The organism is Cupriavidus sp. IDO, from assembly GCF_000812465.1.
Taxonomy (GTDB): Bacteria; Pseudomonadota; Gammaproteobacteria; order Burkholderiales; family Burkholderiaceae; genus Cupriavidus.
In genome coordinates this window covers 54,267-77,924 of sequence record NZ_JWMA01000028.1, presented here as the reverse complement: position 1 = coordinate 77,924, position 23,658 = coordinate 54,267, and the positions used below count along the sequence as shown (strand labels likewise).

Sequence of the window (23,658 nt, the reverse complement as noted above, 5' to 3'; positions counted from 1 at the left end):
ATCCAGCGCTATCCCGGACTGTTCGCGGCGGCGGGTATCCATTCGGGCTTGCCCGCGGGCTGCGCGCACGACCTGCCGTCCGCGCTGGGCGCGATGCGGGGCGGCAAGGGTATCGGCAGGTCAAGGGCCGGAAGCGCGCCGCTGATGGTAGCCGGCTGGTGGCACCTTTCGAGCAAGGCGAGGCGCGCACGGACACGCAACGTGAGACCGTGCGCGCGGGCCGCGACTACACGCGGCACAGGGTCACGACGGCTGCCGGCATCGATGCCGAGTACTGGGTGATCCACGGTGCCGGACATGCGTGGTCGGGCGGCAGCCGCCGCGGCACCTACACCGATCCGAAGGGGCCCGACGCCAGTGCGGAAATGCTGCGGTTTCTCCTCGCAAATCCGCGCGCGGACTGAACCCTCAGAGACTTGCAAGTTATGGTCAAAAATTAGACATTATTGCCAGATATGTCGCGCAACCGGACCGCCGGCGCCGCCCACCTCTGCTGCCCGGTCGTCTCTTGCCGACACCTCTCCGCCAGTCGGCCGGTCCAATTGTTCTGACTGAAGTCGCGACAAGAGCGGTCGCCCGGTCCGGCGTCGCCGATTGTAGCTCGCAAGTTGAATGCCACGCTTTGCGTGGCAGACGAGCAGGCGGCAATGGAGGAGATCAGGCTTTTGTTGTTGGATCTGCCAATGAAGAGACGAACGACAGGTTGCTCCCGCAAGATCGCGAGATACTCACGCTTGCCTCGACCAGCGCTTTGATTGCCTTTGTCTTGATGCGCCGGACATCAGGGCTTGCGCCGATTAGCGTCAGACACGCGACTGCCTCGTTCTGAACATCGAGAATCGGCGCGCTCATGGCCGACAGTCCTGGGATGAGAACCGATTCCGCTTCGTCGTATCCGACTCGCCGGATCGTCGAAAGACGCTCAAGCAACTTTACTGGTGGCTGTTCATGGTTCTTCGAAACGGCCAACTCGATCAGGTCATCTCTGACCTGATCGGGGGTGAAGGCGAGCAGCACGCGACCCGTCGCCGAATTTGTCAATTGGAATGTCGAGCCCACCGACAACGTAGTAATGAATGGCACATAGCTGCGTTCCCATCGCACGATAGTGGGGCCACGATCGCCGAGCACACACAGGAGGGCGGGCAATCCCGTGCTAGAAACTAGCTGTGGCATCGCTTCACTGGCGAGGCGCAGATGATCAACACGCGCGAGGGCGGACGCGCCGATGCGTACCGCCGTCGGCCCAAGGTCGTAGAGACCGGTGACTTCATCCTGTACCGCGAGACCGCTTGCCATTAGGCTCGCGAGGTAGCGATGCGCGAGGCTGTTTGGCATGCCGATAGCGCGCGCCAGATCTCGGAGGGGTGTCGCCTTACCCGCCTCGACAAGCGCAAGAAGAACCTCCGTTGCCTTGTCGGCCGACTGAATCCGGCGTCGTCCTCCGCCATTGCCGGCAGCAGTCGGTGGCGGGTCGTCCGCCGACACCGCCGATGGTTCTGCGATGGTTTTTTTTGCTTCTGTCAAAGCCGTCGATACTCCTCTCGGAAGGGGGCGAACCTCGGATTCAGGGTGCGCAAACGACTTTTGAGTTTATCACGGGCGATGACACGGGAATTCAGCCAGCTCCAGGCAAGCAGATGACGCGCGCATCGGCATTGCGGAGGCGGAGCGGCAAAATGCGCTGATAGTCTGTGGAGGTGTACCAGGCCGTGGCGTCCTCGGGGCTCTCGAACTCCAGAACCACGAACGTCCCGGTTTTGGCGTTGCCCTCGAGCACGTGGGGCGTGCCTCCCCGAATCAGGAACACGCCGCCATATGAATCCAGCGTGGGCTCGACCTTGCTGGCGTACTCATCCCACTCCGCGCCGGGGGAATGGATGTCTACCTCGGCAAAAATGTAACCTTTCGTCATGTCGTCTCCCGTCAGAAGGATGAGGTGAAGTTCGCTGGAGGTTCGCAGGCCACCGTTCCCATCTTTGCCGGAATCGAGACTTCGAGAAGCTCGAGGTCTGGTGAGATCGCCAGCTCGTTGTGCTTGAGTCCACCAGGGATCAGGAGCGATTCTCCCGCGCTGACGCGAATATGGCGGCCGTCCTCGAAGACCAGGTCGACCCAGCCGCGCAGCGTATAAATGAACTGCGAATCGCAGAGGTGATAGTGCCACCCGGTTTGCTGCATTTCGCCCGTTGCAAGAGTTATCTGCGCGCGCATGCGGCCATCCGTGGCAGTCGTCACGCCCAGGTCCCGATACTTGAAGAATGAGCGGCGTCCCGGCACCAGTGGCGCCGTTTCGGGCGTGGCATAGGAAAGCCTTTGCGTAAGCGCTTCGGCGTCGGCAATCGACGTGGCGGAATGAACGTGTTCGGTGGATGAGTCCATGGTCTGCTCCGTAGGTGTTTTCGTTGTTAAATTTACTGATTGACGGGTTGTCGCCGTGGTGCCCCGCGTACCAGCACGTTGGCGCGTTCTTCCACGCTCTTGATGATTGAAGTGAAATCGTCCTGGCTGCGTCCTTCTTCCATTGCCGTTTGCCAGACGCCCCGGGCCTGCTCTAGAACGCGCGCCGGTACGCCCAGATTGCGGGCCTCTGTGATGGCGAGCTCCACATCCTTTGCGAGGATCGACATGTGTGCCCCGAAGTCGAACGATCCAGGGAGGGCGAAGCGAGCAAGTATGTCTGCTGCCGCGCTCTGGCCGGTGCTGGATCGGATGACGTCGGCCATGGCGTCGGCGTTCAGGCCTGCTTTGGCGCCCATCGCCAACGCCTCCGATGCAACGGCCATGTTGGCGGCCAGCATGATGTTGTTCACCAGCTTCATCGCCTGTGCCTGGCCGGGCTGATCGCCCAGGTTGTGAATCGTCTTCGCGATGCGATCCAGCGAGGGCATGGCGCGCGCAATGTCATGGCTCGCGCCGGCAAGCATGATGGACAGCGTGCCCGCACGCGCGGCGGACGGCCCACCACTGACTGGCGCGTCCACCGTGGCGATATGCTGACGCTGAAGTCTCTGTGCGATGGAAGACACCGCAGTCGGACCGATCGTCGACATCTCGACGTACGTATGCAGCGCGTTGCCGGCCGCCACGCCGTCCTGGCCGAAAATCGCCGCTTCGCATACCGCCTGGCTTGGCAGGCAGGCCATGACGATGGCGGCGGCATCCGCCACCGAACGCGGACTGGCATGCGCCACCGCGCCAGCGTCCACAAGTCGCGACACGGCTTCCGCGTTAGGGTCGCAGACGTGCAGTCGGCACCCGGGATGAATAAGCCGCATTGCCATCGCGGCACCCATGTTGCCAAGGCCCAAAAAGCCGATGTGGGTAATCTCGCTCACGTTCGTATGTCTCCGTATCTGGGTGGATTTCCGCGCACCGCGTCTACCAGTTGGTGCCGCGCGCGGCGTGCTTCGGGTAACGTTGCAGTGCCGGCCTTCACTCAGATCAACAGTTCGATCAGGAAGGGGCCGTCCTGGCGGAAGCTCTGCTTCATGAGGTCGGCGCACTGCTCGAGCGTCGTTGCGTGTGCGGCCTCCACCCCCATGCCGTTGGCGAGCCTGACCCAGTCGAGATCGGGATTCGACAGGTCCAGCATGCTCATGGCCGTGGGCCCCGGCAATGCCCCGACGTTCTCGTATTCGCCGATCAGGATGTTGTACTTGCGGTTGGCCAACAGAATCGTCGTGCAGGGGAGTCGTTCACGTGCCTGCGTCCAAAGCGACTGAAGCGAATACATCGCCGAGCCGTCAGCCTGCAGGCTGATGACCCGTCTTGAGCCCCCACAGGCCACCGCCGCGCCGGTTGCAACCGGGAGTCCGTCGCCAATGGCACCGCCGGTCAGTGAGAGCCAGTCATGTGGTGCTGCAGCGTGGGTGAATCGGTAGAAGCTGCGGCCATACGAAATGCTTTCGTCCGATACGATCGCGTTCTCCGGCATCACGGCGGCCATCGTCTGGGCCAGCCCTTCCGGCGTGGGTGCACCGGTAACGATCTCCGGGCAGGGCTTCGCGGGCGGCATATCGACCACTGGCGCGTTCAGCGCCTCCGCCAGCGCGAGCAGGGCCGCTTCGGGATGCTGGTCGACGCGCGACAAATGATGGATCTGGGCTTCGCGCGGATACTGGAGGGACGGCTTGCCGGGGTAGGCGAAGAATCCGACTGGTGGCCTGGCGTTGACCAGGATGATGTGCCGGAACGATGCCATCATCGTGATGGCTTGATCGGTGTTGTAGGGCACCCGCTCGATCGGCAGACGGCCTCGTCCACGCGAGACCCGCCCCATCACGTACTCGTACTTCAGGGTCGCGCCCGTCGCGCTGGCAATGCGCCACGCGAGCGCCTGCGCTTCGGGCAGCGCGCATTCGCCGCCAAGCAGGATCAGCACGTCATTGCTGTTCTGGCGCAGAATGCGCGCCGCGTTATCGACGGCAAATGCATCGATCGATGGCGCTGACGGTACGGGCAATGCGCGCGCGGCAACGCCGCCCGCATCCCAGGACGTATCGGAAGGCAGGATCAGTGTGGCGATCTGTCCGGGCGCGGTGCGCGCAGCGGCTGCTGCGGCGGCCGCATCACAACCGACGTCGGCTGCGGACTGGCTCGTGCGGACCCATGCCGATACGGCGCCCGCGAGCGCGGCCGTATCGGCAGTGAGGGGCGCATCATACGGGCGGTGATAGGTCGCCTGATCTCCCACGATGTTGACGACCGCGCTATTAGCGCGGCGAGCGTTGTGAAGGTTCGCCCAGCCGTTGGCAAGTCCCGGGCCGCAATGCAATAGCGTGCTCGCGGGCTTCCGGGCCATGCGGAAATAGCCGTCGGCCATGCCGGTAACGACGTTCTCCTGCAGTCCCAGCACACACCGCATACCTGGAATCTGATCCAGGGCCGCGACGAAATGCATTTCGCTGGTGCCGGGATTGGCGAAGCAGGTATCGATGCCCGACTCGAGCAGTGTGGTGACCAGACTTTCGGCGCCATTCATGTTGTGTGTTCTCCGGTTCGATGAAGGTGGGTCGCGTGGGGTCAGCGCGAGCGGGCAGGATCGGTCCAGCCGGAAACCGCCTTGGCTTCAAGAAACTCCTCGATGCCCCAGATCCCGCCTTCGCGGGCACGTCCGGACGCCTTGATGCCACCGAAAGGAGATCCCGGTGCGCGCGGCCTGCCATTCATCTCCACCATGCCCGAACGCAGCCGGCCCGCGACGCGGCGGCATCGTTCGTCATCAGTCGATTGCACGTAATTGGTCAGCCCATACGGCGTATCGTTGGCGATGGCGATCGCCTCTTCCTCGGTGTCGAAAGGAATGATCGAGAGCACAGGGCCGAAGATCTCCTCGCGGGCGATGGTCATCTGGTTGGTCACATCGGCGAAAACGGTTGGCCGCACGAAGTAGCCACATTCGTGCGCTTCGGGACGCCCGGGGCCGCCTGCAACAAGTCGCGCGCCCTCCGCCATGCCTGTCTCGATCATCTCCTGGACTTTCCTGAATTGCGCCGCCGAGGTCAGCGGGCCGAAGAACTTCCCCGGCGCGTGCGCCGCCTCGGCCGCGAAGTTCTCGGCGATTTCCCGGGCCTCGTCGACTACGCGCGCATAGACCGAGCGCTCGACCAGCATGCGGGTAGGGGCGTTGCAGCTTTGGCCGGTGTTCTTGAAGCAATGGAGCACTCCGCGTCTGACCGCATCCGCATCCGCGTCGGCAAAGACGAGGTTGGCCCCTTTTCCGCCGAGCTCAAGCACCACTCGCTTGAGCGTTTCGGCTGCTGCCTTTGATATGGCGATGCCAGCACGGGTCGAGCCCGTGAAGCTGATCATGTCGATATCGGGATGGGACGACAGGCGCGCGCCGACTCCCGTGCCGTCCCCGTTCACGAGATTGAACACACCGTTCGGAAAGCCGGCTTCCTCGATGAATTCGGCAAAGAGCATCGAGGAGAGCGGCGCGATCTCGGATGGCTTCAGCACGACAGTGCATCCGGCCAGCAATGCAGGCACGACTTTCAGCGTGACCTGATTCATGGGCCAGTTCCACGGGGTGATGAGACCGGCGACGCCGATTGGCTCCATCAGGATCCGATCGTTGGGTGCATGCGTGCCGAGGGAACGTTCGAACGAGAACGTGCGAAACGCGGTAATGAAGTTCCTCATGTGATACGCGCCGGCACCGACATGTTCGGCCCGCGCCATGTCGACGGGCGCCCCCATCTCGAGGCTGATCATCCGCGCCATTTCCGCGGCGCGTCGTTCGTAGATGTCCAGCAGGCGCTCGACCAGCCGAAGCCGCTCCCCCGGGTCAGTGCGACACCAGCCCGAGAAGGCTTGCCTTGCCGCCTGCACCGCCCGGTCGGCATCGATGGCTTCACCGATGGATATCACCGCGCAGGGTTGCTCGGTGGATGGGTCGATCACCGCCAGGTCTTGGCGACGTGCGGGCATTACCCACTCCCCATCGATATGGAACTGTCTCTTATCAAGCACGTTGTCTCTCGTAGTTTTTGCGTTGCGGCGTACCGATCGCGGTCGGGATGCTGCCGATGAATCGAACGGTAGAGCATCGAATTCTGTTTGTAAATAGGGTAACTGCGTTATCCATAGGATAATTTTCGACGAAGGCGTTCGCAGCGCACTTTTTACTGAAATTATCCTATGGACAACGTGTAATCCCTATTTACAACAGCGAGTCGCCGGTCTATGGTTCGACCGACGGCGCTTTCGACCGCAATCACCATCCAGGAGACAACCACCATGACCCACCGCTTCAGCCCCATTTCGCATTTCCGTTCACGCCGCGCCGTATTGGCGCTGGGGGCCGCCATGCTGGCTGGTGCGGCGTTTCCGGCCGCGAGCCAGAGTGCGGCGTGGCCGGCACGGCCCATCCGCCTAGTGGTGGGTTTCGCTCCCGGCGGCGGAACGGACGTGATGGCGCGTGCGATTGCACAGTTGCTGAATGAAGCACTGGGGCAGACAGTGATCGTCGAAAACAAGCCGGGGGCAAGCGGCAACCTGGCGGTCGGCGAAGTCGTGAGGGCGGCGCCGGACGGGTACACGTTTCTGATTGCGCCCACCTCGGTTGAGACGGCCAACCCATATCTGTTCAAGTCGAATCTCGTCCCGTCCCGGGATCTGACGCCCGTCATGGCCATCGGACGCGCCCAGATGTATCTGGTCGCCCGTCCAACGCTTGAGGCCAGGGACGCCAAGCAGTTCATCGCTTTGGCGAAGTCGCAACCGAGCAAGATCGCCATCGCGTCGGCCGGAACCGGTACGGCACCCCATCTCGCCGCCGAGCTATTCAACCAGAGCATCGGCACGTCGATCACGCAGGTGCCGTACAAAGGCTCCGCTCCTGCGCTGCAGGATGTGATGGCCGGTCAGACGGACGTCGTATTCGACCCGGGGATTGGCTTCCCCCACATCCGAAGTGGCAAGGTCAAGCTGCTGGCAGTGGCGAGCGAGAGCAGGTCGCCGTTCTTTCCGGACGCACCGTCATACGCGGACCTGGGCATCCGCAATGCGAATCTTGATGTCTGGTTCGGGGTGTGGTCACCGAATAAGGTCCCGGCCGACATCAGCGAGCGCTTTTCTGCGGCGTTAAAGAAGGTGTTGGCCTCGCCAGTGCTCAAGCAACGGTTCGCGCAACTTGGCGCCGAACCGGTGGCACTGGACAAGTCAGCTTTCCGAAACCTGCTGACTGACGAGAGCAGGCGGCTGTCAACGCTGATCAAGCAGCGCGGGATCGTCGTCGAGTAAGCAGCGCGGCGGCCTCCCACCTCCGAATGTCCTGTACCCCTCAGGTCATCCGTGGCCGGAAGGGGAAGCTTCATCTCAAGAAAACACAGAGGGAGGAGCTTGGCCATGGGCGACACGCCACCAGACGCGCAGGCGTTCGAGTAGCACTGGCGGGAGTATCGCGTACCGGTCCTGGTTGTGTTCGACGAGCAGGGCCGCGTCAAGGTGTGGCCACTGGCCACCAGGGCCTGGACAAGGTCGGCGAGCCGACCGGCGCCTGGGGGAATCGGGCGGCTTCGGCTTCGTTGCCGGCGACCTCGCGCGGCTGCTCGAGGCACTTGCTCCCGCCTGATCGACGGACCGTTCAAGACATCACGCCCCAAGCTCGATCGCCGCGTGGTAGGACAACCTTTGACTGGAATTGACATGGACCCACAATTGCTGAGCATTCTCGGAATCTTCCTGGGGCTCGCCACTCTCATCACACTGGCACTCAGAGGCTGGTCGATCATTCTGATTGCGCCGATCGCCGCGATGATCGCGCTGGCCTTCTCGCAGGTCGATCTGCTAAAGGGACTGAACGACACCTACATGAAGGGCTTCAGTTCCTTTGCGATGAAGTTCTTCTTCCTCTTCCTGCTGGGGACCATCTTCGGCAAGGTCATGGAAGACAGCGGCGCAGCCCGAAAGATCGCGGATTTCCTGCTGACGCTGACGGGAAAGTCTAATCCTCTGCATGTGTCGATGGCCATCGTCGCGGTCTGTGGCCTGCTCGGCTATGGCGGCGTGAGCATCTTTGTCATCCTCTTCGTCATCGTGCCGATCGCACGGCCGCTGTTCAAGGAGATCGATCTCTCCTGGCACCTGTTTCCCGGCATCTACTTCTTCGGCGTCGCCACCTTCGTGATGTCGATGGTGCCCGGCACGCCCCAGATCCAGAACATCATCCCGACCACGTACCTGGGCACCACCGCCACGGCGGCACCCGCGCTCGGGTTGATCGCCACGGTGTTCGTCATCACCGCGAACTATCTGCTCCTCGGTTGGATGATCAAGCGCTCGAAGCGCCAGGGCGGGGGTTACGAGGGCACCGATCCTGCGGCATCCAAGGCGGCGCCCACTCATGCCAGCAGCGACAGAGCGCTTCCCAACATCTGGTTGGCATTCATGCCCTCCGTCGCCTTGCTGATCCTGCTGAATGTCGTCAAGGTCGACATCGTCTGGGCGCTGCTCGGGGGCATTGGCGCGGGCATGGTTCTGCTGCATCGGCACCTGCCCGACAAGCTGAAGACCCTCACCGGCGGTGCGACCAACTGCGCGCTGCCCGTTATCAACACCTGTGCCGATGTCGGCTTCGGGGCGGTGGTGGGATCTGTCGCCGGCTTCAAGTCCATCTCCAACATGCTCTTGAGCATCCCCGGGACGCCGTTGATCTCGCTGTCCCTGGCCACGCAATTGCTGTGCGGCATCACGGGCTCTGCGTCCGGCGGGCTCGGCATCGCGATGGAGCTCTTTGCAAAGCAGTTCCTGGCGCTGGGCCTGAACCCGGAGGTGATCCATCGCATTGCCAGCCTGGCGACCGCCGGCCTGGACGTGATGCCGCACAACGGCGCCGTCATCACGGCGCTGGCCGTCGTCGGCCTCACGCACAAGCAGGCCTACAAGCCGATCTTCATGCTGGCCGTGGTGACCCCCATGCTCACCAATGTGCTGGCCATCGTTGTCGCCATGACGATCTATTGACATCTCAAACCACCATGAACCACACCTTCATCTACGACGCCATCGGCACACCCATCGGCCGCTACGGCGGTTCGCTCTCGTCGGTGCGTACCGACGACCTTGGCGCGGTGCCAATCCACGCGCTGATGGCCCGCAACCCCATGCGGTCCGTGAGGACTGCCGCAGTCGGGCCATCGGATGAATGGATTGGGAGTCTGAAGTTCAGAGTCGGCAAGCGGTGAGCAACCGACGATCTCGCTATCCAGTGGCGGCGCATTCTTCCTATCGCGCGTAGCTCGTCTGGTCAGAATCGCTAGCCCGGCAACGCACTCAGAAGCGGTATCAAGATGCCTGGCATTTGTCGATTGGGTTGCCTGTCGACGGCGTTTTTGCTTTTCGATCGTTTGGTCGATTGCGACGCTTCGCCAGCGCCAGCGAGTGCGGAAAGCAGCTCGGCATTGTCTGCTTCCCAGCTTCCATGCTTCATCTTCTACCGCGGGTGTCGCCTCGACGATCGCGCTCGCCGGCTTCGAAGCGCAATGCAGTTGCGCACTCGGCGGCGTAACGATATCGGCAAATTGGGGCACCATCGCCTTTGCGCCACCGCTCCCACATCAGTGCCTTTTGAGTCTCGGTGTAGTAGATCCGCCGTCTTTGTTTCATTTGCAACACCCCTCAGGCTCGCAAAGCCTTTAGTGTGTTGCATCGACCGGTTGAATCCACAGCCGGCTACCGCCGTTGCGCTTCCGCCGTTTCTGGCGAGAAACGCCTAGCAGTAGCGTGCAGGGCCGGGATGAACATGTAGCGCTGGCTCTGCCGTGACACGGCAATAAGGCACGATAACGGGGCCTTGTCGCGAATAATCGGGAGGCACGCTCCGATGCGTCGACGTCTTGCGTGCTTCCGAGATCGGGGGCACCGTCATCTCGGACTTCTCGCTCCCGGTTTCGCGCTGCCGCGCCAGTGCGGACTAAGCATTCCGGGCTGTCCGCTGAATACGCCGGCTGCCATAAACGTCGCCACACAATGATGAGCCAGACCGCTATTAGGTGTGCCACCGCTGCGGTTATACTCCGCGCTTCGTGCTCGCACGCGAAGCTCAGCCAGCGAAGAAGCGCTTGCTAAAACTCCGCGCCGACACGAGGAAGGCAGTCGACGCGGCGAAGCGCGAGGTTGCCCAGGCGGTGGAAGCCGCAAAGTTCGCAAGAGGCCGCCTTCGGGTAACATCTCGCGCTCCACGCAAGGGCCGGAAGCTTAAGTGGTATAAGCCGTCGACTCATAATCGACTGATAGTGGGTTCGAGTCCCACCCGGCCCACCAATAACAATGGTTCTCGGCATGCGAGGGATAGTGGGATACAACGACACTGCCACGTCCCCGAGCTTCCCTACAGCGAACCGTTCATTGTCGAAAGGGCAGACCGCACCAGCTTACTCTGTCCACTGTGCATCCACCTCTCTCATCAAGTGCCCCGCGAGAATATAGTCCCCCAACTTCGCCGCCTTTGCCTCCAGGCTCTCTAGCTCATCTGCCGGCAAGTTGTTGAGCTCAAACTGACAGTACAGATTCCGCTGCCGGAATGTTGTCTTTGGTCGCAATAGGCCGGCAACGAGCGCAGCCGGCGAGCGGACGGCTATGTTTTCGTGCCCGCGGTACTCGACGCGTATCCCAACCTTCTGGCCGAGCCTGCCGAGTTCAACTGCATCCTGCCAACCTGACTCGTAGTCCAACTCGACCACCGTGACTCCCTCTGTCTCCAGGAGCTTCAGTGCCTCCCCTCTGGTTCCAGCTCGAGCTGTCGCCATTCTGTCCTCCGCTGCTTCCCTCGGCGGGCGTACGCGTATTTGCCAGCCGCAAACAGGGCGTGTGGCTATTCGCGCGCTTCTTCGGCCCTGGTCCTATATTGCACGGCAACATTGTAAGGGGCAGCTTCGTTTGCTTGCGGATTTCGGTGAAGGTGATCAGCGGTTTCGGTGAACGTGATCAGGGAAGGAAGGTGGTACTGCGCGGTCAGAAGATTGTAAGGTAGGTAATTTACGGTGCCGAATCAGAGATTGGACGACGGACGATATGGCTCGCATGGGCCGGCTACCGCCGTTGCGCTTCCGCCATCCCCGGTCGACAACGGTAAGCCGCAGCATACGGGCCAAGCAGTGCATGGGGCCGGCGTTGCCGGGACACGGCGATAGGGCACGAAACGAAGCCTCACCGAATGCTTCGCACGGCTTCGAGCATGGAGTGTCCTCGACTCGTCAGGCGGGGATAAGCATTGCCGCTATCATGCCCGTGCTCCATCGTGAGCAGTTTGTGGGCCAGCAAGCCGTCCAATTGATCTGGTTCGAGATCATCGATATCTTGCGCATCGCCAAGCAGTAGTAGCGCGGCGATTTCGTGCGGACTTAGCATGGCGGCCTCCTTTGCCGGCCTTTGCCGGGGTCGGATAATGGAACCTACGACAGCTGGTCCGTGGATCGAATTCCACGAGGACGATGAGAACGGCAGTGAATGCATCGGTGCGAGGGACGCGCAGGAAGCGCACACCGGGCATTCACCGTAAACTCTTTTGTCGCCGGAATCAAGCGACGCATGTGTTGCATCGCAGCGGGGTCAATCAATGCACCGGGGCATTTAAAGGCTTGTGAAGCCTCGACCAAGGGATTGTCGGCGACGGCCCACCCGTGATACAAGATAGCCGCACATTTGGCGCAAGCCGGTGGCGTCATCTACAACTAGTCTTCCTTGGAACATTCAGAACATGGCAACAGGTACCGTCAAGTGGTTTAACGATGCAAAGGGTTTTGGGTTCATCACGCCGGACGACGGCGGCGATGACCTGTTCGCGCACTTCTCCGAGGTTCAGGGAAACGGCTTCAAATCACTTCAGGAGGGCCAGAAGGTCAGTTTTGAAGTCAAGCAAGGTCCCAAGGGGAAACAGGCAGCGAACATCAAACCGCTGTAAGTTTTCCGCGCCGCAAACGCGTACTGTCAGGGCAGCGATCGGGCCGATGCGTGATCGCTGTGGGTCTGGAGTAGGGCGCCGAAAGGAGGGCGTACTCCTCGCCTTTGCTCAGCGCTCGAGAAAGGGCCTCAACTTGTCAGCGCGACTGGGATGCATCAGCTTGCGCATCGCCTTGCTCTCAATCTGACGGATCCGCTCGCGGGTCACGTCGAACTGCTTGCCGACCTCTTCAAGCGTGTGGTCAGAGGTCGTATCGAGCCCGAATCGCATCCGCAGGACCTTGGCCTCGCGCGGCGACAACTCGTCGAGTGCCTCATCGATCGCGGCGCGCATGTTTGCGTGAATCGCGGCCTCAGTCGGTGAACTCGCAGAGACATCTTCAATCATGTCGCCGAGCGTCGCGTCGGCATCGTCGCCCACAGGGGTCTCGAGCGAGACAGGTTGCCTCGCGATCCTGAGGATACTGCGCACTTTTTCCTCGGACATCTCCATGCGCTCCGCGAGGACGGCGGGATGCGCTTCCTGTCCCGTCTGTTGCAGGAATTCGCGCGAAATTCGGTTCAGCTTGTTGAGCGTCTCGATCATATGCACCGGCACACGAATGGTCCGCGCCTGATCAGCAAGCGCACGCGTGACAGCCTGGCGGACCCACCAAGTGGCGTAAGTCGAGAACTTCCAGCCGCGCCGGTATTCGAATTTGTCCACCGCCTTCATCAGGCCGATATTGCCTTCCTGGATCAGATCCAGGAACTGCATGCCGCGGTTCACGTATTTCTTGGCAATTGAAATGACAAGACGAAGATTCCCTTCGATCATCTCCCGCTTGGCCTGCCGCATTTTCAACTCCGCGGCACTCATCTGGCGGTTGATCTGCTTGAGCTGCTGGAGTGTGAGCGAGACCCGGGCCTCGATGTCGATGAGTTTCTGCTGCCCGGCCTGAATGGCCGGCAGATGTCGCTCGAGCGCCGCGCCAAATTGCCGCGAAGTCGCCGCCATGCGGCTGGTCCATGCAAGGTCGGTTTCGTGGCCAGGGAACGACTCGACAAACGCCTCGCGTGGCATGCCGCAACGGTCGACGGCGATCTCCAGGATGCTGCGTTCGATCGCATGAACCTCAGTAACCTGTGCGTGCACACTGGCGCACAGGCGGTCGATGGTTCTGGCCGTAAAGCGGATCGGCGCCAGTTCGCGCTGGATCGCCGAGCGCAATTGCGCAACGGCCGCAGAACGGGCTTTGCCAGTAACGGGTACATCCGGCAACTGCTCGAACAGTGCACGCACGCGCGCGAAAACCGCAAGACTGTCGTTCGTGAGTTGTTCGAGGCGGGCCGCATTCATTTTCTCCGGATCCCCGGCGTCCGTTTCAACGTCGTCACCGTCTGGGTCATCGTCGGAGGCGTCTGCTTCCACTTCAACTTCTTCGGACTCCAGCGCCATTTCGCTTTCATTCACGTCGTCGCTGATGCCAGCGACCAATTCGTCGATACGCAGTTCGCCAGCAGCGATGCGGTCCGCATCGACAAGAATCGTGGACACGATCGACGGACACGTGGCGATCGCCTGAATCATGTCCTGCAGGCCGTCTTCGATGCGTTTTGCGATCTCGATTTCGCCAGCGCGGGTCAGCAGTTCGCTGGCACCCATTTCACGCATGTACATCCGGACCGGATCAGTAGTGCGGCCGAATTCGGAATCGACAGTCGACAGTGCAGCTTCCGCTTCCTCGTCCGCCTGATCGTCGGATGCCACGGCGGCCGCGGCGTCGTTTAGCAGGAGCGTCTCTGCGTCCGGCGCCTGCTCGTACACGGCCACCCCCATGTCGCTGAACGTGCTGACGATCGTCTCCATCGCAGCAGTTTGCGTAAAGTTGTCGGGCAGGTGATCGTTGATGTCCGCGTGGGTGAGATAGCCGCGCTCACGGCCAAGCGCGATCAGCGCGCGCATCTGCCGTTGACGCTCCTCGTCCTGGCGCGCCATTGACGCGATGTCCAGCGGTGTTGCGACGGCCTGGGTCTTTTCCTTTGGCGCGCGGCGGCCGGCTTTTGATGTAACCGCGATCACGCGGGACACTGAATTGTCCAATACATTCTCCTCGACAGGTTGGCCGACGATCGTCGCGGGCATGACGGCATGTCAATTTGCCTGTCGGGGTGCGAACGAAATCGTGGAATGATGCACGGACAGTCGAGGCCGGGATGCCTCTCGCGGAATCCGGTGTGCGCACGAGCTGATGGTTCGGTATAGCCTGTCGCCGGAAGACGTGGCGCCGCGTCGTCGTCGGGGCCGGCCCGCAAGTACAGCGTCCGCGGCCACCGAGAAAGCGCCGCTGCCGCCGAAGTACATGGATCCCAAAACTGGCAAAACCTGGTCGGGACGTGGCCGGACGCCGGCGTGGCTGGGCAAACGGCCCGAGCGTTTCCTTATCCAGCAGGCATGAACGATTGCACGCGCGTCGTCCCTTGAACGACGACGACTCAATCGACTCTCCACGAGACTGTACGTGTCAATGTGACCGGGCAGGCGGCAGCGCGTCGGTCGAGGGCCGGGGAAGAGACGGCTCTCGACCGGTAGCAGAGAGCCGCAGAACGTCCATGAAGGAAATCGGGCAACTGGTGAGTTTCCCGTGCCCAGTCTCGTCTAGTCGCCCGTGCTAGGCAATCGGCCTGTCCACAAGGGGCGCTCACCCGAAAAAGAGCCCGCGTCACCAGAGAGGCGGCGACGCGGACGGTAGCAGGACTGCCCAGGCATGATACGGCGCCGAAAGAAATTCCCAAGTCTGAATTAACCCAAATTTAATACCCATTTCCCCCAAGAGAAGGCTCCCGCGGCACAACAGGAAAGTGGAGCCATCATTTTCAAGCATGAAAATGATCTACGCAGCTCTTGCACTAAGTGATCTGTACGTCCTTTTGGAAGGCGTACCATTCGACGGGGTGGCCAGCCAGAAATGGCGTCCGAACGGCATCGCCGTTGCTCATGACGGCGCGGCACCAATGCCGCGGCTGGCCGCGCTCGATAGTCCGCTCTAGAAGGGCTGGTGACCGCTTGATCGAGCGGCCACCCACTTGGCGTTATGGACGGTCGAGCTCCAGAACGCGTCGAAGTGCCGCAGCGCATTCTGGAAGTGGCCTACCTCCTGATGCAAACGCGCTGCCTTGTAGTGGGCATCGGCATCGTCCGGTGCAAGCTCGATGCATCGTTCATATGCCGCCAGAGCTGACTGCAGAGCGCCGATATCCTCGCGTGCAACGCCCAGGTTGAAATGCAAAGTGTTTCGCCACATTTTCAGCTTTCACGCTTGAAAGTCCGGTGCACCTGTCGCCACGGAATCGGATCCCGTCCGTCGCTTCCATGGGGTCTCCACCTTGACTGGCTGCCCCATGATCTCCCAGATCTCGAATGGCTCGTCGGTCAGGTTGGACGAGGCCACGACGTCGACTTCGCCGGCGTCGAGGACTAGCTTCACGAAGTTCCCCTGCTCCACATAGTCGCTCGTGATGCCCTCTGCAGCCTCGCTCAGACGGGGCGTCACGAACCCTAGATATTGCGGGTCCGGTACAAAGAGGTCGATATCGCGTGAAAAGCGATGGTGTTACCGGAGCATCAGGACCGTCCCGCCCCCGAAGGTCCAGAACGGCTAGATGCCCCCGTGCTTCCTGACCTCCTCCATCAGCGTGAAGGCGTGCGGGAACAGGCTTTCCCAGACGTCGCCCCGAAGCTCGACCTTCAAGCCCACAGCCCTCCGCGTGTCGCCGTCAAAGACTGCGCAAGCCGCCTGAGGTTTTTCCAGATCTCGGCCGGTTTCCGGTGCTGCTTCGCCGCCACCTCGGCCACCACCTTCGTGACGAGTTGCAGTGGCGCCTCATCCAGGACCTGGGCGACTTGCGGCCGAAACTCCGACGGCACCTCGCCGGTGGCCAGGGCCCGCTCGAGTTCTTCGGGCGTGAGCTCGCCCGTGTAGCTCACGTTTGCGCCCTTCACGGCCATCCACAGCGCGCGGGTCGGCGTGCCCCTGGCCTGGCGGCTGGTTTCAGGATCGTGCACGTCAAGCGCCAGGCCGAGCACGTCCATCAGCCGCCCGAGCGTCTCGAGCGTCGCATTGACGGTGCCATGCTCAATGCCGTTGAGCGACTGGCGCGACAGTTCGGCCATGTCGGCCAGCCGCTGCTGGGTCAGGCCAAGGGCAATCCGCTTGCGATGAATCGCATTACCCAGGAGGGCGGGGTTCATGGCGAGAATCTCCAAATCGGATGTGTCAAGCATAGACGACACAGCCGAACAAATGTTCCTTCCATAATTGGCATGCCATATTCCGCACACGGCTTGGTCGTAGGACAGCGGCCTAGGTCAAGACGTCGTCGTCCTTCCCATGCTACTTCGCGCCCCCCCTTGCTACTTGTGTCCCGCTTGGCGAATTGGCCGATGACTCGTGACCCTTTGTAGGTATCCCTTTGTTCCGCCTCGATTTCCCGGTCGGCCCGGGTGACGGGGCTCGCGTCCGACTTGATTGCGATTTCCACGTCGGACCGGAAGGCTCGGCGGTCAGGGGATGCATGTCGCCGGTGTAACTTAGTAAGGGCCGGACGGTTCTATCGAGCTGTATGGAGCATTGACTGGCAACTGTATCCGTGCCGCGATCGCGCTTGACGAGGCGGACATCCCCTATACGGTCAAGCGGATCAACCTGGCGGCGGGCGAACAGCGCATCGAGCAATATCGCGTCCCGAATGCCTTCGGCAAGGTTCCCGTTTCTTCCTTGACTTCGGTTTAGATGTTACCTACCATCTAAATAAGATGGTTAGCGACCACACACTCGATCCGGAGCAAGCTGATGCGCAAATCCAAGGTTGAAGCAGCGGATACCCGCCGACGCATTGTCGAGGCCGCAGCGCGAGAGTTCCGACTCCACGGCATTCAGGCGACGGGATTGAACGACGTGATGTTGCCATTAGGCCTCACGCAGGGTGGGTTTTATCGGCATTTTTCTTCGAAGGATCAACTGGTCGCGGAAGCGTGTTCGCAGGCGATGACCGAGGTCATCGATGGGCTCGAGGCCGCCGCGCGGGATAGCGATGCGGACAACGGGCTTGCCGCTGTCGTCAATGCCTATGTGTCTGAGGACCACCGCGACACGCAGACAGGCGGATGTCCGCTGGCAGCAATGGGGAGCGAACTCGCCAGGGCTGATGAGCAGACACGGGCAGCCGCCGCGCAAGGCTTTGAAGAACTTGTCGATGTACTGGTCAAGCGTATGGGCGGCCAGGCTAGGTCGTCGGCCGTGTTCGCAGTGGCGGCCATGATTGGGGCCGTAACGATGTCAAGAGTCGTTGAAGATTCCGACGCTTCAACGGCGATTCTGGAGGATGTGAAGCAGCACCTCGGGGCGATGTAAGCCTGTCGGACACATTCACAGATTGGAGCAATTCATGGAACAGCGTAAATATCTCATCACTGGCGCCACCGGCAAGACTGGCGTCTACACCACCAGATTTCTGCTCAAGGCGGGACACGCGGTTCGCGCATTCGTACACCAGGAGGATGAGCGCAGCGCAGCGCTTCGCGCTGAAGGCGCAGAGATCTTCGTGGGCGACCTTCTCGAGCACGACGACGTGATTCGCGCCATGGAAGGCGTTGCGGGAGCGTATCTCTGCTACCCGGTTCGTCCGGGCTACATTCAGGCCACCTCATACTTTGCCGATGCCGCCAAGCGCGCCGGCGTAGAGGTCGTCATCGAGATGTCGCAAATCTCGGCGCGGGACGATTCGGAGAGCCATGCTGCTCGCGATCACTGGATCGCCGAGCGCGTGCTCGACTGGTCCGGTGTGCCGGCCGTCCATATTCGCCCGACCTACTTCTCCGAGTGGCTGATTTTTCCGTGGGTGCTCGATCCCCTCGTGCAGGAAGGCAAGATCACGTTGCCTTATGGTGCCGGCCGTCATGCACCGATCGCCGCCGAGGACCAGGCCCGTCTGATCGCAAATATCCTTACTGAACCGTCGGATCATATCGGCAAGACCTATTCCCTCTTTGGCCCTGTCGAGCTGAATCAGCAAGAAATCGCGGAGGAGATTGGCAAGGTGCTGGGACGCAAGATCACCTATGCGCCATCGACCCTTGAGCAATATCGTGAGCATCTGGAGAAGTACAACCTGCCGGAGTTCGTGATCCAGCATTTCCTGGCTACCGCAGTCGACTACCAGAACGGTATCTTCTCCGGTACTGACGGCGTCATTAAGGAGATCACGGGCAGGGCGCCGCAGACGGTCGCTGAATTTGTAGAGGCCAATCGCGAAGCCTTCGAAGCATAAACTCGACCCGGAACTGGCGCCCACACAACCCATCCATTGTGTGGGCGCTTGGGAGGACATTGCCGGCGTGGTGTCGTTTCTCGCTGGCCCTGATGCGGGCTGGGTGAACGGCCAGATCCTGCGTGTCAATGGCGGCGTCGCCCGACCGGGCGCACCCTCGAAGCCATCAATCGTCACTGAACAGTGAGTTCGATCATGAAGCAAGTTGTCTTGGTAACTGGTGCCGGCAGCGGCATTGCGGTCATGCGCCGCGCGACTTTGCGCAGCCGCTCCGCGCGGCCCTCGACGCTCAGCGCCTGCCACGCGGGCCATCTCTGTGAGGCATTGGCCGAAGGGGCACGAAGGTCCGTTTTCTGAAAGTGGGCCGACGTTCGAACGTCCGTGTGAATGCATTCGGGCGGGCATCGCGGCGTGATCACGCCTTGCTGCTGTTCGCAAGCGGCATTTCGCGAGCGCAACACCTGGTGTGCAAGAGTGGCGGATGGACGAAAACTGAATCAAGATCGAGGGCCAGTGGAATTTCCTGTACCGCGCCTCGACATGAGCGCAGTACTGTGAGCCGACAATATGACTTGAGGAGCCGGGGTAATGGGAAGCACTTACGCAGTTGCGGCGGCGGCAGTGGCCTTCGTGGGCAGCCACTTTCTCTTGTCCCATCCGCTCCGCCGGCGGTTGGTCCGCGCACTTGGCGAAGCGGGGTTTCTGGGCGCCTATTCGCTGGTTGCGGTCTTGACACTCGGGTGGATGGTGATGGCCTATGGAAAGGCGCCCCTTTCGGCACCACTATGGCCGGTAGGAAACGGGCTTTGGGCGGTTGTGACCGCGTTCATGCTGATTGCGTCGATCCTCCTGATGGGCTCTCTGATCCGCAACCCGGCGTTTCCGACAGGCGGCCGGCCCGGCTCGTTCCCCGAAGCGGCGCGCGGCGTGTATGCGGTGACGCGCCACCCTATGATGTGGTCGTTCGCTCTCTGGGGGCTGTGCCACGTCGCAGTGTTCCCGGTGGCCAAGAACATGATAGTCGCAGCGGCTATTGTCGTCCTCGCACTCGTCGGCGCCGCATTGCAGGACCGGAAGAAGGAGCGGCTCCAGCCGGATCTCTGGCCCGCATGGGAGTCAAAGACGAGCTACTTGCCATTCGCGGCGATTGTCGCTGGCCGTGCCCGGCTGGGCGGCTTCGGCTTGCATGCGCTTCTGGGCGGCCTCGTCGTCTGGCTCGTAGCGACTTGGGCACATACCCCAGTCACCGGTCGGGCGGCGGGCATCTGGCATTGGCTGTAGCCGCAGGACGAACTGTCACGCCATGGAGCAGTAGCGAGTCGCCTCCCGCCACCCCGAGCTGCGAACGAGCTGAAGCTACTGCGCTTCCTCGCTCTGTCATCCTGCTGGCCGACCATACGTCAGGCCTTGTAGGTCCGTATTTGTCTGTCCTGCGCAACCGAATCGCCTTGATGACGGATTTGCACCCGACCTGGCTCGTTCGAACGACTGCAGCCAGTGCCCTCCGCTTGGGCGGGCACGCGACGGCCATTTTCGAGAGCAGACCGACCGTGCCCGACCCCTTTGCGCCGTTCGAGTCTTCGCTCCCTCGATGGCGGTTATCCGGATCCAACGGTCATCCGCGCACACATTCGCTCCGGCAGTTGGTCGGCCTTCCCAGACGCTGGCCGGTTGGTAGTTGGCTGGCAGCTTCAATGTGCGACGCTGCCAGTCAACATATACAAAGTGCTGTTCTCCCACAATGAGTGGCCCGATCAACGGACGCCGGCTGGTCTATGTCGAATCTCCTCTTCATGCTTCATTTTCCGACCGGTGGTATCGGAATGATCCCCGGGAAGACGTAGGCTTGCAGAAGCGCTATCAGACCGATAACCGCGGCTCCGGCGATTGAGTGCCAGAAAATCGTGCGGAAGATCGGTCCCAGCGCATGCGATCTCTCCTCTGGCTCGTCATAGCATGCCGCGCAGGCCACCATGATGGACTGCGCGTCGATCATTTTTCCCATCACGCCACCGGTCGAGTTCGTGGCGACGATCAGGATCGGATTCAAATTGAGTTGTTGGGCAGTGATTCGCTGCAGGCTACCGAACAGGGCATTGGAAGCCGTGTCGGAGCCCGTCAGGAAGACGCCTAGCCAGCCCAGGTAGGCGGCAAAGAAGGGATATAGGAAGCCGGCCCCGGTGAACGCGAGGCCGAGCACCGCGTCAGTACCCGCGTACCGCGTCAGGAAGCCGAGTCCAAGGACCTGCGCAATCACCAGGACCGGAATCTTCATGCGCTGGAGGGTCTGGGCGAAAGCCGCTTTCCATTGCGCCGCGCTCAGCCTGAGAACCAGGCCGGACAGGATCGCGGCCACGAATACGCCGGTCCCGGCGGCCGAGAGCCAGTTGATGGTGAACCTTGCCACTTCCGGCTTGGCATTGACCGGCGCCACCGGCGGCATCCGTTGCACCAGGTTGTGCAGGGCCGGCATGTCCCAGACCGGTAGCGAGAGCGTTCCTGAGAACGGTGAGCCGAGCAGGGCTGTGGAAAACGTGACCGAGGAGAACAGGTTGTTCAGATACTTCTTAAACTCCGGCATGCCCCAGATGGCGCAGCAAAGGATCAGGATCACCCAGGGCAGCCATGCGTAGACTGTCTCCCGGGTCGTGTACGAGTACTTCCACTCGGTACTGTCGACTGTGGCAGTCGCGCTGGACTTGCCGGCAATAGCCAGCGCCTCGCGCTCGGCCCTGAGCAGGAAGCGTGTCTTCGGATGCCACACAAAGCGCAGGAACAGCGCAGTGCAGATGACCGAGAAGACGCCGGAGACCACGTCCGTCATCAGGTGGAACTCGTTGGTTCCTGACGCGAACCACTGGATGACGGCGAACGATGCCCCCGCGCACAGCGCCGCCGGCCACACCTCGAATGCTTCCTTCCAGGTGCCGCCTTCCATCTTCACGAACGTGGCAACAAGCCAGAACGGGACCAGGATCGAGACAAAGGGCAGTTGGCGGCCGGCCATTGCGGACAGCGTGACCTGGTCCAGGCCGCTCACCGCGGCCAGCGTGACGATCGGCGTCCCAATTGCTCCCCACGCGACCGGCGCGGTATTGGCCAGAAGATTCAGGACGGCGGACTGGAAGGGCTTGAATCCCAAGCCAACCATCACCGCACCGGCGATTGCCACCGGCGTCCCGAAGCCCGAGGTTCCCTCGATGATCGCCCCGAATGAAAACGCGATCAGCACGCACTGCAGCCGCCGATCGAACGAGATATGGATGATGGACTCCTTCACAATCTCGAACTTTCCCGTTACCACGGTCATCGTGTACAGGAACATCGCGGCCAGGATGATCCAGATGATTCCCAGGAAGCCGGACAGCGACCCGAGCGCAAAGGCTGACGCCGCGGAGGCAAGCGGCATCCTGAAGACGATGCAGGAGACCAGGAAAGCTGCGATGACGCCATAGAACGCCGCATAGGGCGCGGAGATGCCGAGGTGCACGTTGCCTTGTGAATCGCGGTGCCGATGCAGGGCGATGAAGTACAAGAGCACAAGGATCGGGATCGCTGCCACCACTGTGGAAAGGAACACGTTCCCGAGCGGATCGTACGTCTGCTGGTACATGGTTTCCCTCGTCGGTTACCCCCGTTCAAATGAATCGGATGCTGCACATTCATTGAGCGAATTGGTATCCGGTACGCGAGTTGTTCTTTGGCCGGCGAAGAGCAGCGGGGTCCGCAAAAATTCTACCGCCGCGTGTGCCAGCCAGCAAACCAGAAGGTGTTCCGGGATCCTGGCCCGATGTCACGACCGCGCGCGTGGGTAACAACAGGCATCGTCATGGCACAACGGGCAGGCATGGCGGTGGAAGCCTGCGCTTTCTGGGCTAGCCACCTAAACTTGCATTGATCAGAAGCATTTCCCAGTAATCGGTGGCTGGCCGGAATCCGTGGAACTTGCAGCTTCCATGCCAACGCCACGTCACTTGAAGTGAGGCATCTGTCAGTGCACTAGGAGGGCAAGATGTTCAAGCATCTTCTGGTAGCGGTCGATGGGTCTCCATTGGCCGAAGCGGCCTTTACCAAGGCTGTGGAAATCGCTAGCGAGACTAATGCCGAGATCACCGTAGTCCGAGCTTGCCCGGACTATCACGTCTTTTCCTACGTCGAGCCGCTCAGTGATTCTCGTGAAGAGTACACAAGAGGGGCCAAGGAGGAAGCGCGGAGATATCTTGAAAGCCTCCAGCACCAGGCCAGCAACGTTGGCGTGCGCTGCAGCACGACCTATGTTGTCGATGATCACCCCTACGATGCCATCATTCGTACGGCCGAAGGCGAGAAGTGCGATCTGATTGTGATGGCATCTCACGGGCGACGAGGCGTGAAGGGGTTGCTAATCGGTAGTGAGACGCAAAAAGTTCTGACGCATAGCAAGATCCCGGTGCTGGTCTATCGGTAGCAACGCGGGCTGGAGCGATGAAATGCGTTCTGAGTCAAAGCCAAACTGGCGCGATCACGGGGTCAAGATCATTCCTGGCTCCCAACTCGATCTCAATACACCTCAAACGCCTGGCATGATGAGAGCGGCCGCAATCACAAATGCGCGGGCGGGGGCTAGCAAACTTTGGGCAGGCACGGTCACCATTGATGCCAATGCCAAAACGGGGGCTCACCATCATGGCGAATTGGAAAGCGTCATTTACGTTGTGAGCGGCCGGGCACGTATGCGATGGGGTGAAAATCTGGAGTTTGTCGCAGAGGCAGGGCCTGGCGATTTCATCTACGTTCCGCCATTCGTACCTCATCAAGAGATCAATGCGAGCAAGACTGAGGTTCTCAGTTGCGTGGTGGTCCGCAGCGGTCAAGATCCAATTGTCATTAACCTGGATATCGAACCTGCCGAGCCACCGGAAGAAGTCTATTGGGTCGATCCCATTCATCCGCATCCGTGAG

23 protein-coding genes, 1 tRNA gene and 4 pseudogenes are annotated in these 23,658 nt (G+C 61.3%); 15 read left to right on the top strand and 13 right to left on the bottom strand.

Annotation, left to right across the window (positions count from 1 at the left end; genetic code table 11):
* Window positions 1–404, top strand: a pseudogene (locus tag RM96_RS40825) (poly(3-hydroxyalkanoate) depolymerase); the annotation flags it as partial.
* A 253-nt stretch (window positions 405–657) separates the two neighbouring features.
* Here RM96_RS40825 and RM96_RS09490 read toward each other — a convergent pair.
* The 6 genes from RM96_RS09490 to RM96_RS09465 form a co-directional block, all read right to left on the bottom strand.
* Entirely contained in the window at window positions 658–1,527 is an 870-nt protein-coding gene (locus RM96_RS09490; RefSeq protein WP_082016495.1) for an IclR family transcriptional regulator, read from the bottom strand.
* Between the two features lie 91 nt (window positions 1,528–1,618).
* Window positions 1,619–1,915, bottom strand: coding sequence for a DUF1330 domain-containing protein (locus RM96_RS09485; RefSeq protein ID WP_039010066.1), 297 nt, complete (start codon window positions 1,913–1,915; stop codon window positions 1,619–1,621).
* A gap of 11 nt (window positions 1,916–1,926) precedes the next feature.
* A complete protein-coding gene (locus RM96_RS09480) occupies window positions 1,927–2,382 on the bottom strand; it encodes a cupin domain-containing protein (protein WP_052279429.1) in 456 nt (151 codons plus the stop codon).
* A gap of 32 nt (window positions 2,383–2,414) precedes the next feature.
* Window positions 2,415–3,338 carry an NAD(P)-dependent oxidoreductase gene (locus tag RM96_RS09475; RefSeq protein WP_052279428.1) on the bottom strand — a complete coding sequence of 308 codons (924 nt, stop codon included), beginning with the start codon at window positions 3,336–3,338 and terminating at the stop codon, window positions 2,415–2,417.
* A gap of 101 nt (window positions 3,339–3,439) precedes the next feature.
* Entirely contained in the window at window positions 3,440–4,984 is a 1,545-nt protein-coding gene (locus tag RM96_RS09470; protein WP_039010064.1) for an acetolactate synthase large subunit, read from the bottom strand.
* A gap of 41 nt (window positions 4,985–5,025) precedes the next feature.
* A complete protein-coding gene (locus RM96_RS09465) occupies window positions 5,026–6,435 on the bottom strand; it encodes an aldehyde dehydrogenase family protein (protein ID WP_082016494.1) in 1,410 nt (469 codons plus the stop codon).
* 309 nt (window positions 6,436–6,744) lie between these two features.
* Between RM96_RS09465 and RM96_RS09460 the strand changes: the two genes are divergently transcribed.
* From RM96_RS09460 to RM96_RS09445, 4 genes and pseudogenes are all read left to right on the top strand, one after another.
* On the top strand, window positions 6,745–7,749 hold the full coding sequence (locus RM96_RS09460) for a Bug family tripartite tricarboxylate transporter substrate binding protein (RefSeq protein ID WP_039010060.1): 1,005 nt from the start codon (window positions 6,745–6,747) through the stop codon (window positions 7,747–7,749).
* Window positions 7,750–7,926: 177 nt separating this feature from the next.
* Window positions 7,927–9,471 carry a GntP family permease gene (locus RM96_RS09455; protein ID WP_152624080.1) on the top strand — a complete coding sequence of 515 codons (1,545 nt, stop codon included), beginning with the start codon at window positions 7,927–7,929 and terminating at the stop codon, window positions 9,469–9,471.
* A 14-nt stretch (window positions 9,472–9,485) separates the two neighbouring features.
* Window positions 9,486–9,611, top strand: a pseudogene (locus RM96_RS38560) (3-oxoadipyl-CoA thiolase); the annotation flags it as partial.
* A 1,082-nt stretch (window positions 9,612–10,693) separates the two neighbouring features.
* A tRNA-Ile gene (locus tag RM96_RS09445) sits at window positions 10,694–10,770 on the top strand.
* 110 nt (window positions 10,771–10,880) lie between these two features.
* On the opposite strand, the gene RM96_RS09440 is transcribed toward RM96_RS09445, so the two are convergent.
* On the bottom strand, window positions 10,881–11,255 hold the full coding sequence (locus tag RM96_RS09440) for a hypothetical protein (protein ID WP_013954357.1): 375 nt from the start codon (window positions 11,253–11,255) through the stop codon (window positions 10,881–10,883).
* 400 nt (window positions 11,256–11,655) lie between these two features.
* On the bottom strand, window positions 11,656–11,856 hold the full coding sequence (locus RM96_RS36970; protein WP_082016492.1) for a hypothetical protein: 201 nt from the start codon (window positions 11,854–11,856) through the stop codon (window positions 11,656–11,658).
* A 349-nt stretch (window positions 11,857–12,205) separates the two neighbouring features.
* On the opposite strand from RM96_RS36970, the gene RM96_RS09435 reads away from it, so the two are divergent.
* Window positions 12,206–12,409, top strand: a complete 204-nt coding sequence (locus RM96_RS09435; protein WP_013954359.1) for a cold-shock protein — start codon at window positions 12,206–12,208, stop codon at window positions 12,407–12,409.
* A 108-nt stretch (window positions 12,410–12,517) separates the two neighbouring features.
* Here RM96_RS09435 and rpoD read toward each other — a convergent pair whose 3' ends face one another.
* Window positions 12,518–14,533: an RNA polymerase sigma factor RpoD gene (rpoD, locus tag RM96_RS09430; protein ID WP_193752421.1), complete on the bottom strand. Its 2,016-nt coding sequence runs from the start codon at window positions 14,531–14,533 to the stop codon at window positions 12,518–12,520.
* A gap of 100 nt (window positions 14,534–14,633) precedes the next feature.
* On the opposite strand from rpoD, the pseudogene RM96_RS36965 reads away from it, so the two are divergent.
* Both RM96_RS36965 and RM96_RS39300 read left to right on the top strand, forming a co-directional pair.
* Window positions 14,634–14,846: pseudogene (locus tag RM96_RS36965) on the top strand (H-NS histone family protein); the annotation flags it as partial.
* A gap of 424 nt (window positions 14,847–15,270) precedes the next feature.
* Window positions 15,271–15,438 (top strand): hypothetical protein, encoded by a 168-nt coding sequence (locus RM96_RS39300; RefSeq protein WP_193752420.1) that lies wholly within the window; start codon window positions 15,271–15,273, stop codon window positions 15,436–15,438.
* On the opposite strand, the gene RM96_RS09425 is transcribed toward RM96_RS39300, so the two are convergent.
* From RM96_RS09425 to RM96_RS09415, 3 genes are all read right to left on the bottom strand, one after another.
* A complete protein-coding gene (locus tag RM96_RS09425; protein ID WP_039010055.1) occupies window positions 15,435–15,677 on the bottom strand; it encodes a tetratricopeptide repeat protein in 243 nt (80 codons plus the stop codon). The two genes, RM96_RS39300 and RM96_RS09425, sit on opposite strands and share 4 nt — an antisense overlap.
* A 24-nt stretch (window positions 15,678–15,701) precedes the next feature.
* Window positions 15,702–15,875 carry a hypothetical protein gene (locus RM96_RS39920; protein WP_238587197.1) on the bottom strand — a complete coding sequence of 58 codons (174 nt, stop codon included), beginning with the start codon at window positions 15,873–15,875 and terminating at the stop codon, window positions 15,702–15,704.
* 260 nt (window positions 15,876–16,135) lie between these two features.
* Window positions 16,136–16,639 carry a helix-turn-helix transcriptional regulator gene (locus tag RM96_RS09415; protein WP_039010053.1) on the bottom strand — a complete coding sequence of 168 codons (504 nt, stop codon included), beginning with the start codon at window positions 16,637–16,639 and terminating at the stop codon, window positions 16,136–16,138.
* Between the two features lie 361 nt (window positions 16,640–17,000).
* On the opposite strand from RM96_RS09415, the gene RM96_RS36960 reads away from it, so the two are divergent.
* The 5 genes and pseudogenes from RM96_RS36960 (at window position 17,001) to RM96_RS09400 (ending at window position 19,998) form a co-directional block, all read left to right on the top strand.
* Window positions 17,001–17,180: a glutathione S-transferase family protein gene (locus RM96_RS36960; RefSeq protein ID WP_338011408.1), complete on the top strand. Its 180-nt coding sequence runs from the start codon at window positions 17,001–17,003 to the stop codon at window positions 17,178–17,180.
* A gap of 60 nt (window positions 17,181–17,240) precedes the next feature.
* Window positions 17,241–17,801: a TetR/AcrR family transcriptional regulator gene (locus RM96_RS09410; RefSeq protein WP_039010051.1), complete on the top strand. Its 561-nt coding sequence runs from the start codon at window positions 17,241–17,243 to the stop codon at window positions 17,799–17,801.
* Window positions 17,802–17,835: 34 nt separating this feature from the next.
* Window positions 17,836–18,717, top strand: a complete 882-nt coding sequence (locus RM96_RS09405) for an NmrA family NAD(P)-binding protein (protein WP_039010048.1) — start codon at window positions 17,836–17,838, stop codon at window positions 18,715–18,717.
* Between the two features lie 43 nt (window positions 18,718–18,760).
* A pseudogene (locus tag RM96_RS38550) lies at window positions 18,761–18,904 on the top strand (hypothetical protein); the annotation flags it as partial.
* A 401-nt stretch (window positions 18,905–19,305) separates the two neighbouring features.
* Window positions 19,306–19,998, top strand: a complete 693-nt coding sequence (locus tag RM96_RS09400) for an NnrU family protein (RefSeq protein ID WP_039010046.1) — start codon at window positions 19,306–19,308, stop codon at window positions 19,996–19,998.
* 517 nt (window positions 19,999–20,515) lie between these two features.
* On the opposite strand, the gene RM96_RS09395 is transcribed toward RM96_RS09400, so the two are convergent.
* Window positions 20,516–22,330 carry an L-lactate permease gene (locus tag RM96_RS09395; RefSeq protein WP_039010044.1) on the bottom strand — a complete coding sequence of 605 codons (1,815 nt, stop codon included), beginning with the start codon at window positions 22,328–22,330 and terminating at the stop codon, window positions 20,516–20,518.
* Window positions 22,331–22,729: 399 nt separating this feature from the next.
* Here RM96_RS09395 and RM96_RS09390 point away from each other — a divergent pair, with 399 nt between their 5' ends.
* Window positions 22,730–23,164, top strand: coding sequence for a universal stress protein (locus RM96_RS09390; RefSeq protein ID WP_039010042.1), 435 nt, complete (start codon window positions 22,730–22,732; stop codon window positions 23,162–23,164).
* Between the two features lie 22 nt (window positions 23,165–23,186).
* On the top strand, window positions 23,187–23,657 hold the full coding sequence (locus RM96_RS36955) for a cupin domain-containing protein (RefSeq protein WP_082016489.1): 471 nt from the start codon (window positions 23,187–23,189) through the stop codon (window positions 23,655–23,657).
* Window position 23,658: the final 1 nt, after the last annotated feature.

What these genes read in the sequence shown, in the direction of transcription:
- RM96_RS09400 (WP_039010046.1), top strand. Translation starts at nt 19,306, where the DNA reads ATGGGAAGCACTTACGCAGTTGCGGCGGCGGCAGTGGCCTTCGTGGGC.
- RM96_RS09485 (WP_039010066.1), bottom strand. Translation starts at nt 1,915, where the DNA reads ATGACGAAAGGTTACATTTTTGCCGAGGTAGACATCCATTCCCCCGGC.
- RM96_RS09435 (WP_013954359.1), top strand. Translation starts at nt 12,206, where the DNA reads ATGGCAACAGGTACCGTCAAGTGGTTTAACGATGCAAAGGGTTTTGGG.
- RM96_RS09415 (WP_039010053.1), bottom strand. Translation starts at nt 16,639, where the DNA reads ATGAACCCCGCCCTCCTGGGTAATGCGATTCATCGCAAGCGGATTGCC.
- rpoD (WP_193752421.1), bottom strand. Translation starts at nt 14,533, where the DNA reads ATGCCCGCGACGATCGTCGGCCAACCTGTCGAGGAGAATGTATTGGAC.
- RM96_RS09460 (WP_039010060.1), top strand. Translation starts at nt 6,745, where the DNA reads ATGACCCACCGCTTCAGCCCCATTTCGCATTTCCGTTCACGCCGCGCC.
- RM96_RS36970 (WP_082016492.1), bottom strand. Translation starts at nt 11,856, where the DNA reads ATGCTAAGTCCGCACGAAATCGCCGCGCTACTACTGCTTGGCGATGCG.
- RM96_RS09405 (WP_039010048.1), top strand. Translation starts at nt 17,836, where the DNA reads ATGGAACAGCGTAAATATCTCATCACTGGCGCCACCGGCAAGACTGGC.
- RM96_RS09465 (WP_082016494.1), bottom strand. Translation starts at nt 6,435, where the DNA reads ATGCCCGCACGTCGCCAAGACCTGGCGGTGATCGACCCATCCACCGAG.
- RM96_RS09395 (WP_039010044.1), bottom strand. Translation starts at nt 22,330, where the DNA reads ATGTACCAGCAGACGTACGATCCGCTCGGGAACGTGTTCCTTTCCACA.
- RM96_RS09480 (WP_052279429.1), bottom strand. Translation starts at nt 2,382, where the DNA reads ATGGACTCATCCACCGAACACGTTCATTCCGCCACGTCGATTGCCGAC.
- RM96_RS39300 (WP_193752420.1), top strand. Translation starts at nt 15,271, where the DNA reads ATGAAAATGATCTACGCAGCTCTTGCACTAAGTGATCTGTACGTCCTT.
- RM96_RS09410 (WP_039010051.1), top strand. Translation starts at nt 17,241, where the DNA reads ATGCGCAAATCCAAGGTTGAAGCAGCGGATACCCGCCGACGCATTGTC.
- RM96_RS09440 (WP_013954357.1), bottom strand. Translation starts at nt 11,255, where the DNA reads ATGGCGACAGCTCGAGCTGGAACCAGAGGGGAGGCACTGAAGCTCCTG.
- RM96_RS09470 (WP_039010064.1), bottom strand. Translation starts at nt 4,984, where the DNA reads ATGAATGGCGCCGAAAGTCTGGTCACCACACTGCTCGAGTCGGGCATC.
- RM96_RS09390 (WP_039010042.1), top strand. Translation starts at nt 22,730, where the DNA reads ATGTTCAAGCATCTTCTGGTAGCGGTCGATGGGTCTCCATTGGCCGAA.
- RM96_RS36955 (WP_082016489.1), top strand. Translation starts at nt 23,187, where the DNA reads ATGCGTTCTGAGTCAAAGCCAAACTGGCGCGATCACGGGGTCAAGATC.